Here is a 15,602-nt window from a genome sequence, read left to right as displayed (position 1 = left end):
GAATCGTTATAATGTAACGTTACTTCTTGACATGATTATGCCATGTTGAATTCTAGTAGTCAATTAGAATTTTTAAAATGAATACAATTCTAAATAATAGATTAATATAGAGGTGAGGGCTGATATTATAAGGCGTATTGTGTTTGTGTGTACATTTATAGCCGATTTCAAATCTAAAAGTTTATTGACTTAACTATATTTGTAATGTAAAAATGACCTATAAAGAAATTTTGTAATTTAAAATAATTATATTAGTAATGTATATCAACTTGGAGGGAGCGAGGTGTATATGGCGGGGAAATGGTGGAAGCAATCCGTCTTCTATGAACTGTATGTGCCAAGTTTCTTCGATGGGAACGGGGATGGAATAGGTGACTTTAAAGGAGCCATTCAAAAATTGGATTATCTAAAAGACCTCGGTATTGACGGAATCTGGCTGACTCCCTTTTATCCATCTCCCAAAGTAGACAATGGATATGATATTTCTGACTATTATGGAATTGATGAAGAGTACGGATCTATGGAAGATTTTCAGCTTTTCATCAAAGAAGCCCATAACCGGGGGATCAAGGTGATTGCTGATCTCGTTTTAAACCACACATCCAGTGAACATTCCTGGTTTCAAGAATCCCGGTCTTCTAAGGATCATCCAAAGAGAGATTGGTACATATGGAAAGACCGCCCGAATAATTGGGAATCCTTCTTCGGAGGCAGTGCGTGGGAATATGATGAAGCGACTCACCAGTACTTTTACCATGCCTTTGCAAAAGAGCAGGTTGATTTAAATTGGCGCAACCCTGAAGTGAGAAATGAAATGGTCAATGTAATGAAGTATTGGCTTGATCAAGGTCTGGATGGATTTAGACTAGATGTCGTCAACTTCTTGAAAGTACATCATGAAATGAAAGACAATCCCTATAATGAGGAAACGGGAGAACAAATTCATCTCAATGATAAGGACCAGGAAGGAATTCTTGATGTTATAAGAGACCTCTCCGCCTTTGTTGATCAATATCCAGACAAATTCATGGTCGGAGAAGTAGGATCGGATGAACTCAATGTGTTAACGAAATACAGCGGAAAAGACAAACTTGATGTCGTTTTTAATTTTAATCTGGGAAGCTTAGAATCTTTTAATCTCCCAGATATTTATAAACAATTGATTGAAATGGAAAAAGTACATTCAAAGGATCAAATGCCTACACTATTCTTTGGAAGCCACGATATGCCCCGTTCGATTTCGAGGTTTGGCAGTGGTAGTCATGAGAAAGACCTGGATAAGGCTAAGCTGATGGCAACTTTGATGATGACGGCAAAAGGAGTTCCCTTTATCTATTATGGAGAAGAGATAGGGATGGAGAACGTAACGATACATGACATCCAGGCGATGAAGGATGTTCAAGGGACGACAGCATATGAGTCGGCATTACGGGATGGAATGACAGAACAGGAAGCGCTAAGGATAGCAAATGAAAAAGGTAGAGATGCATCACGTTCTCCTATGCAATGGAATCATGAGAAATATCACGTTTTTTCGCAGAATAAGCCCTGGATTCTTCCAGCTGGGAATGATCGAAATGTGTCCAATCAAGAATCCGAACCTGACTCGATTCTCTCTTACTACAAAAAGCTTTTAGCCATAAGGAAACAATGGTCACCACTTCATTCCGGGGAATATGAGGAAATGGTTAAGTCTGATCAGGTTCTTAAATATGTGAAGAACAGTAATGATGAAAGAGTACTCGTTCTCTTAAACTTCAGTGAGAATAACTCAGTCATTCACCTGCAAAATATGATTTCAAGCGAATCAAATTTGGCTCTTTCAAGTAAGCGCTCACAATTTATTCTTGAAAACACGATCGAGCTGTTCCCTTACGAGGCAATCATTATCACATTATAAAGGAGTATAACTTATGAACATTAAAAAAGGAAAAATGAAAACATGTCAGGAACTTGTGAACGAGCTTCGACACAAAAAAAGGCCGGAACAAGCAGAAAAATTGGTCTTTAAAGGAGTTGAGGGTCATGATGTCTATAATATCACCGCTCCTTTTCTAGACAGTGGAGAATTTGTTATCGCTGGACGCGTAGAAAGAAGGGATACCGAACACTCGGAAGTCGTTTTCTTTGTGGAGAGGGATGGTGGCTGGGTTCGAAGAGAGGATGCGCCTGTATTTGAACTTCAAGATCCATTCTATACGATCATTCATGAGGAACTCATTTTGGGAGGGGTTCAAATCTTTCCTCACCCGACGAATGAGTATGCGTTAGGATGGAGAACCGTTTTTTACAAAGGAAAGACGATTGCCGAATTAACGAAATTTGCAAAAGGTCCGGATGGAATGAAAGATATTCGGTTGGTTGAGCTGAAGGATGGCTCGATCGGTGTATTGACAAGACCTCAAGGAGAAAAGGGAGGTCGGGGCAAAATTGGGTTTGTAAAGATATCTTCCTTGGAAGAATTGACGACTGAGGTAATAGAGAGCGCACCATTATTAGAGGGTCAATTTATCGAAGAAGAATGGGGAGGCGCAAATGAGGCCCATCTTCTTTCGAATGGACTTGTCGGTGTACTTGGTCATATTGCTTCCTTTGATGAAGAAGAAAACCGTCATTATTATCCGATGGTCTTTATCTTAAACCCAGACACTGGTGAATATTCAGATATTCAATTGATCGGAACCCGTTCGGATTTTCTTGAAGGAGAAGCGAAACGTCCGGATTTAGTGGATGTCGTATTTAGTGGTGGGTTGGTCAGAAAGAGTGATGGAACCGCTCATTTCTACGCTGGAATCAGTGATGCAGAAGCCCAAAAAGTCGTGACGGAAGATCCATTTTTACAATATGAGAAGTGAGGAGCAAAGCAGATGAATGTATACCGATATGAAGAAAATCCTTTGATTACCCCTTTGGATGTTAAACCGTTTCATGAAGGATTTGAAGTGATCGGCGCTTTTAATGCGGGAGTGACGGCATTTAATGGAGAGACAATTCTTCTTCTCCGTGTGGCAGAAAGGCCGCTATCAGATAATAAAACAATAGTGAAAGCTCCCATTTTAAATGATCAGACAGGGGAATTGGACATTCTTGAACTCGATGTCAACGACCCAACCTATGACTTTTCTGATCCGAGAGTCATTCGATATAATGGGAGTAGCAAATTTGCTTATTTGACTTCCTTATCCTATTTTCGTATTGCGAGAAGTAAAGATGGACGAACCTTTTCCATCGATGAAAAACCATTTATCTACCCATCTACCAAACTGGAAACCTTCGGAATAGAGGATCCTCGTATTACGATAATAGAAGAAACCTATTATATTTATTATAGCGCTGTATCCCCGGTGGGAGTCGGTGAATCCATGGTGTCGACAAAGGATTTCCAAGAGGTCACGTATCATGGGATGATCTTTGCGCCGGAAAACAAAGATGTGTTGATCTTTCCTGAGAAAATCAATGGCAAATATTATGCTCTTCATCGCCCAGTTCCCAACAGTAACGGCCATCCTGAAATTTGGATTGCTGAATCAGATAACTTATTATACTGGGGTAACCACAAACATCTAATCGGTTTGAGAAAAGGCATGTGGGATAATGGACGAATTGGTGGAGGTGCGGTACCGATTAAGACAGATAAGGGCTGGCTAGAGCTGTATCACGGGGCATCCGATGATCATCGTTATTGTATGGGTGGTGTTTTACTTGATTTGAATGATCCTTCAAAAGTGATTGCGCGATCAGAAACACCTTTAGTAGAGCCTGAAGCTGACTATGAGGTGAATGGCTTCTTCGGAAATGTAGTCTTTTCTTGTGGTGTCATTGTCGAAGGAGATATCGTGAAAATGTATTATGGAGTAGCCGATACTTCGATGGCATGTGCTGAGCTAAGCTTGACAGAGATTCTTGAATCACTCACTTATGTAGAATAATCAACTGCCAAAGTCGTTTGTCGATTTTGGCCTTTTTCTTAAAGGGAATACATTCTAAAGATGATAGTATAATATGAGAAATCTTTCCGAAGTATTGAAGGGATGGATAAACAAATCCTTGAGAAATGGACACTTACATCGCACTGCCGGGAATAGGAAACAACGCAGGGCTGGTGGAATCACTGGGGTTAGCTTTATAAATCTGTATGGTAGATGGTCAGTCACCGAAGAACAAAATACCATTTCGTCCTTGAAAGTTCATCACTAATATAAGACAATCAGTTGGGAAGAGCCCATGACAAGAATATTGAAATGATATAAATACATAAAAAAAGTAAACATTAGGAGGCAATCATGAACCAACCACTATTTCTACAACCCGTATTCCAGGAAAGAATCTGGGGAGGTACGGCGTTAAAGGACCAATTCAACTACGATATTCCATCCGATATAACGGGTGAATGCTGGGCCATATCAGGCCACCCGAATGGCCAGAGCACAGTGGTCAACGGTGAGTTTGCCGGAAAGACGATTGGCGAGCTTTGGAACGAGCATCGTGAGTTATTTGGGAACCATTCCTCACCGGTGTTTCCATTACTGACGAAAATATTGGACGCCAACGCAGATCTTTCTGTGCAGGTGCACCCGGATGATACCTATGCTAAAGAACATGAAAACGGTGAACTGGGTAAGACGGAATGCTGGTACATCATCGATTGTGATGAAGATGCCGAGATGATTTTTGGTCATACAGCTCAAACGAAAGAAGAGTTTGTATCGATGATTGAAAAAGGCGAGTGGAATGACCTGCTGCGACGCATCCCGGTTAAGCCTGGTGACTTCTTCTATGTTCCAAGTGGCACCATCCATGCCCTTTGCAAAGGAACATTGGTGTTAGAAACACAGCAAAGTTCGGATACGACGTATCGTGTGTATGATTATGACCGTAAGGATGGGGAAGGGAATACCCGTGAGCTGCATATCGACAAATCGATTGAAGTGACGACCATTCCACACAAGGCTGCGGCTGTTGAACCGGTTGTGGAGAAACGAGAAGGGGTAGAGTCCACGAAATTTGTGGAAGCAGAATACTTCACAGTGTACAAATGGCAAGTCGATGGACATGCCGCATTTGTGCAGGACCAGCCATTTCAATTGGCAAGTGTACTGGGTGGAAACGGTGTACTGAAGGTCCAAGGAGAAGAGTATTCTCTTACAAAAGGAGATCATTTCATAATACCCGCGGATGTTGAGACATTTGAGATTGAGGGACAGGTTGAGTTGATTGTTTCTCATGTTTGATTGGTTATAAGAATGGCGCAGAGCTTATGAGCTTTGCGTTTTTTTTATCATTCTTTTACTTCCTCTAAGTAAAAAGAGTAGGAAACCATCCACAAAAAGTGTCATTTTTAAAGTTTTCATGCGTTTATTAAAGGAGTTGGAGTGAACATATTCCAACTCCTTTTCTTTCTATATATGATGGCTTTAAGAAGAAATGTAAGCGATTTCTAGAGAGGGTGTTAATGATGGAATTTCCTGATGGTTTTTTATGGGGAGCGGCTTCTTCGGGACCCCAGATGGAGGGAGCGGGAAGTAGTGGAGGAAAGGCTCAAAATGTTTGGGATTATTGGTTTCAGAAGGAACCTGAACGTTTCTTTCAGCAGATAGGACCGGAAGATACTTCAGGCTTTTATGCTCACTATAAAGAAGACATCGTCACGATGAAGCAAACGGGCTTTAATTCCTTTCGAACCTCGATATCGTGGGCGAGGTTATTACCTGATGGCACTCAAGTGAATGAAGAGGCGGTTGCCTTTTATAGGGACGTATTTAAGAGGCTTAATGAAAGTGGTATTAAGCCCATTGTTAATTTGTTTCATTTCGATATGCCCTTTCGATTGTACGAGAAAGGCGGTTGGGACAATCGGGAAGTTGTCGATGAGTTTGAGTTTTACGCTAAGGTGGCATTTGAACGATTTGGGGATCTTGTTGAGGAATGGGTCACGTTTAATGAACCCATTGTACCCATTGAAATGGGTTATTTAAATGACAAGCATCTACCGGGAGTGTTCGATCTCAATCGAGCATTTCAGTCTGGATATCATACGTTGATGGCCCATGTGAAAGCAGTAAGGGCATTTAAGGACAGGAACCATCGGGGGAAAATAGGTATCATTTTAAACTTAACGCCAAGTTATCCCCGCTCAGACAAGCCTAAAGACTTGGAAGCAGCTATGTGGGCCGATGTGCTGTATAATCGGAGCTTTTTAGATCCGGTTGTTAAGGGTAAGTTCCCGGAAGAGTTGTTGTCCTTCATAGAACAAGAACACATTCACGTCCGTTATTTTCCTGGAGACTTCCAATTATTGAAAGATTCCCCCGTGGACTTTCTTGGTGTTAATTATTATCAACCACGAAGGGTACAGGCAGGGTCACCTAATTCGATAAACACACTTGATCACTATTTCGAACCTTATCAATGGGACGGAGCGAAAATGAATCCACATCGCGGCTGGGAAATATACGAAAAAGGCATTTATAATATTGCCCTCAAGATAAGAGACCAATATGGAAACATCCCCTGGTATATAGCGGAGAATGGGATGGGAGTGGAGGGTGAATCAAGGTTTAGAGATTCAACAGGGATGATTCAGGATTCCTACCGGATTGAATTTATGAGCAATCATCTAAAGTGGCTTCACAAAGGAATCGAAGAAGGGTCAAAGTGTTATGGGTATCATGTATGGACCTTCATTGATAACTGGTCATGGCTAAATGAGTACAAGAATAGGTATGGACTCGTTGAACTGGATTTGAAGACCGGGAGAAGGTATAAGAAAAAAAGTGCAGGCTGGTTTAAGGCACTTGCCGAATCAAATCAGCTTCCGGATTTAGGGTGATAAGTTATGGAGTTTTTATTAACCATTGATATAGGCGGCACCTATATTAAGCTTGCGCTGATTTCTATTACAGGTCAATTAGTTGAGAAAGAAGAAGAATCAACCCCTCAATCAATCGATGAATTTAGTGACATGATCGATCAGTATTATAAGCGGATGAACAAGAATTATTCCTTGATTGGCATAACCATTAGTAGTCCGGGAAGTGTGACGGATGCAGGGCATGTTTTAGGGTATAGTGCTGTGCCATTTGTTCATGAGCATAATGTCAAGCAGTTGCTCGGAAAGAGATATTGTTTGCCGGTGGCCATGGAGAATGATGCCAACTGTGCTGCCCTTTCAGAGCTTTGGAAAGGGGAGGCAAGAGAATGTGAAACTTTCGCCTGTATTGTATGTGGTACGGGAATAGGTGGGGCTCTTGTCATTAACAAGAAACTCTTCAAGGGAGCCAATCTTCATGGCGGCGAATTTGGATACTCGATTTTAGCAAGTGACATTCATGAAAATGTTTATGAGACATGGAGTGAGTTGGGTTCGTCCTCTGCCATTTCAAGAAGGCTGAAGCATCAAGCCCCTTATGACGATGGATGGACAGGACCGCTGGTATTTGAACAAGCCGGGAAGAACCATGAAGGAGCTCAGAAATCATTAGATTCCTTTTTTTATACTCTGGCGATCGGAATCTTCAACATCCAGTACATATTGGATCCTGAGAAGATTTTGGTAGGGGGAGGAATTACCAGACAGCCTGATTTTTTAGAGGAGCTGGAATCCAGAATGGACAAGATATTGGAATCAAAGCCTATTGCTAAGGTACGTCCTACCATTTCTTTGTGTCACTATCTGGATGAAGCTCAATTGGTTGGAGCTGCTTATGTGTGGTTGGCAGAATACAGAAAGGGTGATCTTCATGTTTAGTCGATTAGGCGGATTATTTATAGAAGCGAGCCTTTGGATTTGGAAGACGATTCAGCTTAATCTTTTTTGGATTTTACATATTGTAATGGGGGGTGTTGTCCTTGGGATTTTTCCCGCAACCGTTTCATTATTTGCCATTACTAGAAAGTGGTTGAAAGGTGGACGGGATGAACCTTTCTTCCGTGAATACCATCACTATTACAAAAAGAATTTTTGGAAGGTTAACGGTCTGGGCTGGATCTATTCAGGTGTTGGTCTATTCTTATGGATTGATCTTTATCTTGTGACTCAACTAAAAGGTATCATCGCTTTATTCAGCACGATGCTCATTTTATTCATACTAATCCTGTATGTATTTTCATTTCTATATTTATTCCCCTATTACGTTCATTTTGACCAGTCTTTTAGGCGTTACCTGTACCAGCCATTTATTATTACGATCATCAGCTTCAAACAGAATCTTATCCTCTCCATCGGCTTAACGATGGTAGGTTACCTGATTTATCAAATGCCTGGGTTAATTCCCTTTGCCTTAGGTGTCATGCCTTCCTATTGGGTGATGAAAGTTTCGATGAATCGCTATACAGAATTACAAGAGAAATTGATTGGAGGAGAGTCATGATGGAGAATAAAACCGCTCATATTATTTCCCATTCTCATTGGGATCGGGAATGGTATATGTCACTTGAAGAACACCGTTATTACTTAGTAAAGCTGTTTGATGATCTGTTAGAGCAATTGGCACAAGATCCGGGTTTCCACAGTTTTCACCTTGATGGACAGACGATTATGGTGGATGACTACCTGCAGGTCCGTCCTGATAAAGGAGAAGAAGTCAAACGATATATTCGTGAAGGACGTTTGATCATCGGTCCATGGTATATCTTGCAGGATGCATTTCTTACAAGTTCTGAAGCGAATGTAAGGAATTTGCTTTATGGGATGAAAGATACGAAGAAACTTGGGCAAGAAGGTACGCTGGGGTATTTTCCTGATACGTTCGGCATTTATGGACAGGCACCGCAATTATTACAACAAGCCCATATTGATGTTGCAGCCTTCGGAAGAGGGGTGACACCGACAGGGTTTAATAATCAGGTTCATCACGGTGATGAATTCTCTTCCCCTTATTCAGAAATGAAGTGGGAAGCTCCTGATGGCTCGAATGTATTAGGGATTTTATTCGCCAATTGGTATTCCAATGGAAATGAAATTCCCGCCGGTAAAGCGGAGGCTGAAGCCTTTTGGGAAAAGAAACTTGCAGATGCTGAGAAGTTTGCTTCTACTTCCCAATTATTATTTATGAATGGTTGTGATCATCAACCTCTGCAAAAAGATATTGTACAAGCTATCGCGACGGCAAATGATCTCATTCCGAATGTCACATTCAAGCACTCAAGTTTCAAAGAATATATAGATGAGGTGAAAAAAGAACTGCCGGATGAGCTTCAAACCATTCGTGGAGAACTCAGGAACCAAAAAACGGATGGATGGTCGACACTTGTGAACACAGCTTCTGCTAGAATCTATTTAAAGCAGGCGAACGACCGCTGTCAGGCTCTATTGGAAAGAGTATTTGAGCCGATGGGGCTCCTGGTAGAAGACAAAAGACTTCACCGTGATTTTGCGGAATTTTATTGGAAGATGCTTATGGAGAATCATCCTCATGACAGTATTTGTGGGTGCAGTGTAGATGGCGTTCACCGTGAAATGGAGACACGTTTCGATAAGGTCGAGAAAGGGGCTTTGAGATATGTTACGGAGCAAGCGCGTGAGATTGCATCCGGTATCTCTACGACACATCATAACCCTGAAGCGATTCCCCTTATCCTGTTTTACACGGAGGGAAAACCTTCTACTCAGGTCATTCGAGAAAAAGTGATGGTTCAGAAAATCTATTTTGATGAATTGGATTTTCGTCAGATTCCCGGTAAGTTAAAGAGCACCCCACTCCCTTCTTTTGTATTAGAGAGAGGGGATGGAACGACGCTACCTGTTCATGTGAAAGAAAAGGGCATCTCATTCGGTTACGACCTCCCGGGAGATGGATTCAGAAAACCTTATTATGCGAAGGAAATAGAAATAACATTTGCAATAGAATCCCCTATTCATATTGGCTATGAAACGTGTTATTTAGTGCCTGGTGAAGATACGCCTCATGAGGAAAACCTTATGTGGCATCAGTCAGAACAAAAGCTTGAAAACGAGCATATCTGTGTGACCGTTCATGAGAATGGATCCTATTCAATCTTGGACAAACAAACAGGCTATCATTATGAAAGCCTTGGAATGTATGAAGACATGGGGGATATCGGAAACGAGTATATGTTCAAAGCAAGTAGTGACGGTATTGTCTACACAACGGAGCAGCAAGCCTCTTCCGTGAACATTATTGAAAATAACCCGTATCGTGCATCCATTGAGATTGAGTCCAAGATTTCTGTCCCTAAGCAAGCCGATGAACAATTGGAATTAGAGCGGCAGGACCTGGTCTGGCACCCTGAGCGTAAAGCGGGACGACATGAGGAAGAAGTGTTGCTAACCTTTAAAACCTTGCTCATCCTCGAAAAGGGTTCTAAAGGGCTGAAGGTCGAAGTGACAATAGACAATCAAGCAAAAGACCATCGCTTGCGTGCGTTGTTTCCTGTTGGAACTGGGAACCTGTATCACTTTGCCGATAGTGTGTTTGAAGTGGTAAAGCGTCCAAATAAACCGGAAAGCCAGTGGATCAATCCGACGTTCGATCACCATATGCAAAGGTTTGTCAGCCTCAATGACCATGAGAAGGGGTTGACGATTGCTGGGAAGGGTCTTCATGAATATGAAATCGTGGACGGAAAATCCATTGCGGTCACACTGCTCCGATCCGTCGGAGAGCTCGGGGATTGGGGGGTGTTTGAAACACCGGAAGCACAGTGCCTTGGTCTAAATAAAGCAGAATTTATGGTGATCCCTCATCGAGGAAATGTCATTGATTCGCGTGCTTTCAATGAAGCCTATCACTATCCGTTGAATCCGACTGTTGTTCAAGTAGAACAAGCTGAAGGAAGAAATGAAAAGAACAGTAATCTATTTAAATGGTCGGGTGATGCGTTAGCCTTGACAGCATGCAAGCCGGCGGAAGAAGGAATAGGAATCATTGTCAGGTGGTTTAACCCGACGGATGAACCACAGGAACTGAGTGTAGAGGGAGATGAAGTCTATCTTTCTACGATTCTAGAAGAAAAGAAAGAATGTCTAGGACACGGAAACGTGGAGCGGACCATACGACCTAAAGAAATTATTACTGTTTTAATTCAAACTGACGAGGAGTGAATATCATGAGTGAAAAAGTAGTACCAGCGTCTTTTCAAACGATTATGAATAAAGTGAAGTCGGCCTATATCCATGATCCGGAAGTCTATGAATTATTCGAAAATTGCTTCTTGAATACGTACCAAACGACTTTGAAAAAGGATGAGGATGGAACCTTTGTGATAACAGGGGACATTCCGGCCATGTGGCTCAGGGATTCGTCCGCTCAGGTTCGCCCGTATTTGACTCTCGCGAAAGAAGATGCGGAAATCGCCGCTATGCTGAAGGGGGTCATCGAACGCCAATGGAAGTACATTCTTCTGGATCCTTATGCGAATGCCTTCAACCAAACGGCTGACAATCTAGGACATCAGGCTGACCGTACGGAGATGACCCCTTGGATCTGGGAACGTAAATATGAAGTGGACTCCCTGTGCTATCCGATTCAATTGACGTACCTTTATTGGAAGGCGACAGGTGATGAGAGCGTATTGAATGACCAGCTAAAGGAAGTGCTGACGGTCATCCATGATGTATGGAAAGTGGAGCAGGATCACGAGGCCGACTCTCCGTATCTCTTTGAACGGGAGAACTGCCGCGTATCGGATACTCTTCTAAGGGAGGGGAAAGGTGGATATTCCGTGAAGACAGGTATGACTTGGTCGGGATTCCGTCCTAGTGATGACGCGTGTTTGTATGGATATCTTGTGCCTGCCAATATGTTCGCTGTTGTGGTACTGGGGTATGCGAAGGAAATGCTTGAGGAAATGAAGGAGGACCAGCTCGCCGGTCAAATGGAGCAGCTTTCTGTTGAAATCAAGAAGGGTATCGAAACATTCGCTAAAGTGAACCATCCGGTCTTCGGGGAAATCTATGCTTACGAAACCGATGGGGACGGGCGGTACAATCTGATGGATGACGCCAACGTACCAAGCCTTTTGGCCATCCCGTACCTAGGATATACAGATCCTTATGATGAAAGTTATGTAAATACCCGGAAGTTCATTCTAAGCCGCCACAACCCTTACTTCTATGAAGGGAAAAAGGCGAAAGGAATCGGAAGTCCCCACACACCTGATCATTACATCTGGCACATCGGCCTGGCCATCCAGGGAATGACGGCGACTTCTCAAGAAGAAAAGGCAAAGATCCTCGAGATGTTCAAGAATACACACGCATCCACCCTTTACATGCACGAAGGATTCGATGCCGATCGTCCGGAAGAGTTCACTCGTTCTTGGTTTGCGTGGGCCAATTCCATGTTTAGTGAATTCATTCTAAGTGAAGTCGGGATCTTCGTACCCGAAAGTCCATTGGCACTTATCAGTAAAAACTCTTGAATGGAGGGTCCATATGTTTTATCCTATCCAAAAGCTAGAAAACAGAGTGAACGAGTTGGATCGCCTGCGTTACCGGGATATAAGGGTCATCGACTCTTTCAATCTTTATGAGCCTATAAAAGGAAAAGAGAACAATTTCCCTGAAGGATATTCAGATCAAAAAATGAAAGTAAACGATACCTGGTCAGGAAGGGACAAATATCTATGGCTGAATACGTTTCTTTCTATCCCGGAAGAATGGGAAGGAAAGAAGGCTGTCCTCTACCTCGATCTCGGAAGGACCGGAGGAGGGAACAACTCAGGATTCGAGTCCCTCCTCTTTGTGAATGGGAAGCCGTTCCAAGGGGTCGACACCAATCATAAAGAAGTCATCCTGCCTGCAGAGGACTCCCTCGATATTTCCATTCAGCTTTGGTCCGGCCTAGAGGGGGGCGGTCAGCCTGCTAACCAGTATTACCGGTTACAGGAAGCCTGGTGGGGATACTTGGATGAGAAAGTGGATGAGCTGTATTTTAAATCCAAAGCGATACTGGATTCTATTAAACAGCAAGATGAGCACGACCCTAACCGTTCCATCGTATTGACCATCCTCAACCGGGCATTCCGTGAGATCGACTGGTCGGACAGAGGTAGTGATGCCTTTTATCAAAGTCTTTATGCTGCTCGTTCTGTACTATTACATGAAATGGATAACCTTCCTAAGTATTCGGATGTAACCATACATGCCACCGGTCATTCCCATATCGATCTTGCCTGGCTGTGGCGTACAAAACATACGAAGGAAAAGGCAAGGAGGACGTTCTACACAGTACTTAGATTGATGGAACTTTATCCTGACTACACTTTCCTGCAAAGCCAGCCTCAACTTTACGAATGGGTGAAGGAGGAAGATCCGGAATTGTTCGCAGCAATCAAAGCGAAGGTTGCGGACGGTCAGTGGGAGGTGGAGGGCTCCATGTGGGTGGAAGCCGATTGTAACATTCCATCCGGGGAATCCTTCGTACGTCAGCTTTTATATGGTAAAAGGTTTTTTGAGAAAGAGTTCAATAAGAAGACCCGGACATTATGGCTTCCTGATGTATTCGGCTACAGCTGGTCCCTCCCGCAAATATTAAGGAAATCTGGTATTGATACGTTCATGACGACGAAGATCAGTTGGAATCAATACAACCGGATGCCCCACGATACGTTCCAGTGGAGGGGAATTGACGGTTCCGAAATTCTGACCCATTTCATTACGACGCCTGAACCGGGAAGACCTGCCGACTCATGGTTCTATACGTATAACGGGCTGATCACGGCGGAAACCGTTAAAGGCATTTGGGAAAAGTACCGTGATAAAGACTTGAATAAAGAACTGCTCCTGGCATATGGATACGGAGACGGAGGTGGCGGCGTCAATCGTGAAATGATCGAAATGAAGCGCCATCTCGACACCGTTCCAAGCATGCCGTCCGTTAAGTCCGTCAATGCCCAGACCTATTTCGAGAAGCTTCATGATACCGTGGGGAAATCTGATCAGTACACCCATACGTGGGACGGGGAATTATATTTGGAGTATCACAGAGGTACCTACACAAGCCATGCGAAGATGAAAGAGATGAATCGGAAACTTGAATACGGGTACCGTGAAGCGGAACTCCTCTCTTCCTGGAACAGTGTTGTAAATGGATGGGATCAATATCCCCAGGCGCTCCTTGAAAAGGGGTGGAAGATGATTCTACTAAACCAATTTCACGACATCATCCCGGGTTCTTCGATTACGGAAGTATATGAGGATGCCCACCAAGATTATGAAAAAGCGTCTGGAATCAAGGATACGATTATATCCTCTCAAGAGAATCATATCTTGTATGGAGATCATCATTGGTCCTTTCTACACCCACATCAATATACATCATCGGTGCTGGTCACCGTGCCTGAATCCAACGGAGTTTATGAGCTGGATGGGATAGAGGTCGAGACCCAGACTCTGTCCAATGGTGATACCCTCGTCCTTGTGCCTGAATCGAGACCGTTCTCTTACCAAACGATCTCTTTGACAGGGAGGGCGGAGAAGGAAAAGGGGACGTTGAGTAACATTGACCTGGATGAAAGAAAATGGGAAACACCGGTTTATCGCATCCGATGGAATGCAAATGGTCACATCACAAGTCTCTTCGATAAAGAAGAGGGACGGGAGATGATTCAGGCGGGAGCATCAGGCAATGTGCTGAAACTCTATGAAGACAAGCCACTAGCCCACGATGCCTGGGACATTGACCTTTATTATGTGGAGAAATCGACTCCTATTGATTTACTTGAGGAGTGTACTATACTTGAAAATGGACCATTAAAAACAACCGTAGCATTTACATGGAAAACTCCACAAATGGAAATTTTCCAGAGAATCCATTGTTATTCTCATACAAAACGCATCGACTTCGAGACGGATATTAATTGGTCGGCCAGACAGCAGCTTCTCAAAGTGGAGTTTCCAGTTGCCATCCGATCCACGGAAGCCATTTACGATATCCAGTTCGGGAACGTCAAACGCCCGACCCACTGGAACACTTCTTGGGATATGGCGAGATTCGAGTCGGTGGGACATAAATGGGCTGCACTCACCGAACCTTATTATGGGATCAGTTTGATGAACGATAGTAAGTATGGCTACTCTATTAAAGATAATGTCCTGGGCCTTTCCTTACTAAAAGGCCCCGTATATCCAGATCCCAAGGCGGATATAGGGCATCATCACTTCGTCTATTCACTCTATCCTTTCGCTGGACAGACGTCTAAGCATGATATAGAACGGGAAGCCACTTACCTGAACGCACCGCTTCGGATCGTCCGGGGAGAAACCCAACCCGGGTTCCAGGAACCCCTTCTGTCTATTTCCGGTCATGGCGTCATCATCGACACGGTGAAAAAAGCGGAAGACCGTGAATCCCTGATTGTCCGTCTTCATGAAATGGAAGGTGCACGCTCGTCCGTCACCATCACCAGCTCATTGCCGGTAGATGCATGGCGGGAAGTGAACCTCATGGAAGATGAAAACATCACGGATTTTAACGAAAATCCATTATGTTTAACATTCGATCCTTATGAAATCAAGACGATTGAAATCGTCATAAAGGAGTAGAACTCTGAGCGTCCCTATTGGACTGAACCAAGTTTAAACTCAAAAAGAATATTACAGGTTGGATCATCCGGACAGCACCTCAGATTTGCCAATTTGA

10 protein-coding genes are annotated in these 15,602 nt (G+C 43.2%); all 10 read left to right on the top strand.

Features of this window, described 5'->3' with window-relative positions:
• Positions 1–289 precede the first annotated feature (289 nt).
• The 10 genes from ACYH0O_RS23115 to ACYH0O_RS23070 all read left to right on the top strand — a co-directional run bounded on the left by ACYH0O_RS23115 (position 290) and on the right by ACYH0O_RS23070 (position 15,505).
• Positions 290–1,900 (top strand): alpha-glucosidase, encoded by a 1,611-nt coding sequence (locus tag ACYH0O_RS23115; RefSeq protein ID WP_482632650.1) that lies wholly within the window; start codon positions 290–292, stop codon positions 1,898–1,900.
• A 13-nt stretch (positions 1,901–1,913) separates the two neighbouring features.
• Positions 1,914–2,855 carry an MTP-1 family protein gene (locus ACYH0O_RS23110; protein ID WP_482630491.1) on the top strand — a complete coding sequence of 314 codons (942 nt, stop codon included), beginning with the start codon at positions 1,914–1,916 and terminating at the stop codon, positions 2,853–2,855.
• 12 nt (positions 2,856–2,867) lie between these two features.
• On the top strand, positions 2,868–3,929 hold the full coding sequence (locus tag ACYH0O_RS23105; RefSeq protein WP_482630490.1) for a BtaManbiosPhlase: 1,062 nt from the start codon (positions 2,868–2,870) through the stop codon (positions 3,927–3,929).
• A gap of 354 nt (positions 3,930–4,283) precedes the next feature.
• Positions 4,284–5,231, top strand: a complete 948-nt coding sequence (gene manA / locus ACYH0O_RS23100) for a mannose-6-phosphate isomerase, class I (RefSeq protein WP_482630489.1) — start codon at positions 4,284–4,286, stop codon at positions 5,229–5,231.
• Positions 5,232–5,452: 221 nt separating this feature from the next.
• Positions 5,453–6,829 (top strand): glycoside hydrolase family 1 protein, encoded by a 1,377-nt coding sequence (locus ACYH0O_RS23095; RefSeq protein ID WP_482630488.1) that lies wholly within the window; start codon positions 5,453–5,455, stop codon positions 6,827–6,829.
• 6 nt (positions 6,830–6,835) lie between these two features.
• On the top strand, positions 6,836–7,747 hold the full coding sequence (locus ACYH0O_RS23090; RefSeq protein ID WP_482630487.1) for an ROK family protein: 912 nt from the start codon (positions 6,836–6,838) through the stop codon (positions 7,745–7,747).
• Entirely contained in the window at positions 7,740–8,369 is a 630-nt protein-coding gene (locus ACYH0O_RS23085; RefSeq protein WP_482630486.1) for a YesL family protein, read from the top strand. Before ACYH0O_RS23090 ends, ACYH0O_RS23085 begins: the two co-directional genes overlap by 8 nt.
• Positions 8,366–11,062, top strand: a complete 2,697-nt coding sequence (locus tag ACYH0O_RS23080) for an alpha-mannosidase (protein ID WP_482630485.1) — start codon at positions 8,366–8,368, stop codon at positions 11,060–11,062. Before ACYH0O_RS23085 ends, ACYH0O_RS23080 begins: the two co-directional genes overlap by 4 nt.
• A 5-nt stretch (positions 11,063–11,067) precedes the next feature.
• Complete coding sequence (locus tag ACYH0O_RS23075) at positions 11,068–12,381, top strand: glycoside hydrolase family 125 protein (RefSeq protein WP_482630484.1); 1,314 nt, start codon at positions 11,068–11,070, stop codon at positions 12,379–12,381.
• A gap of 13 nt (positions 12,382–12,394) precedes the next feature.
• Complete coding sequence (locus ACYH0O_RS23070; protein WP_482630483.1) at positions 12,395–15,505, top strand: alpha-mannosidase; 3,111 nt, start codon at positions 12,395–12,397, stop codon at positions 15,503–15,505.
• Positions 15,506–15,602 lie beyond the last annotated feature (97 nt).

Source organism: Rossellomorea sp. H136 (assembly GCF_056838065.1).
This window is presented reverse-complemented; position numbering and strand designations above follow the sequence as displayed.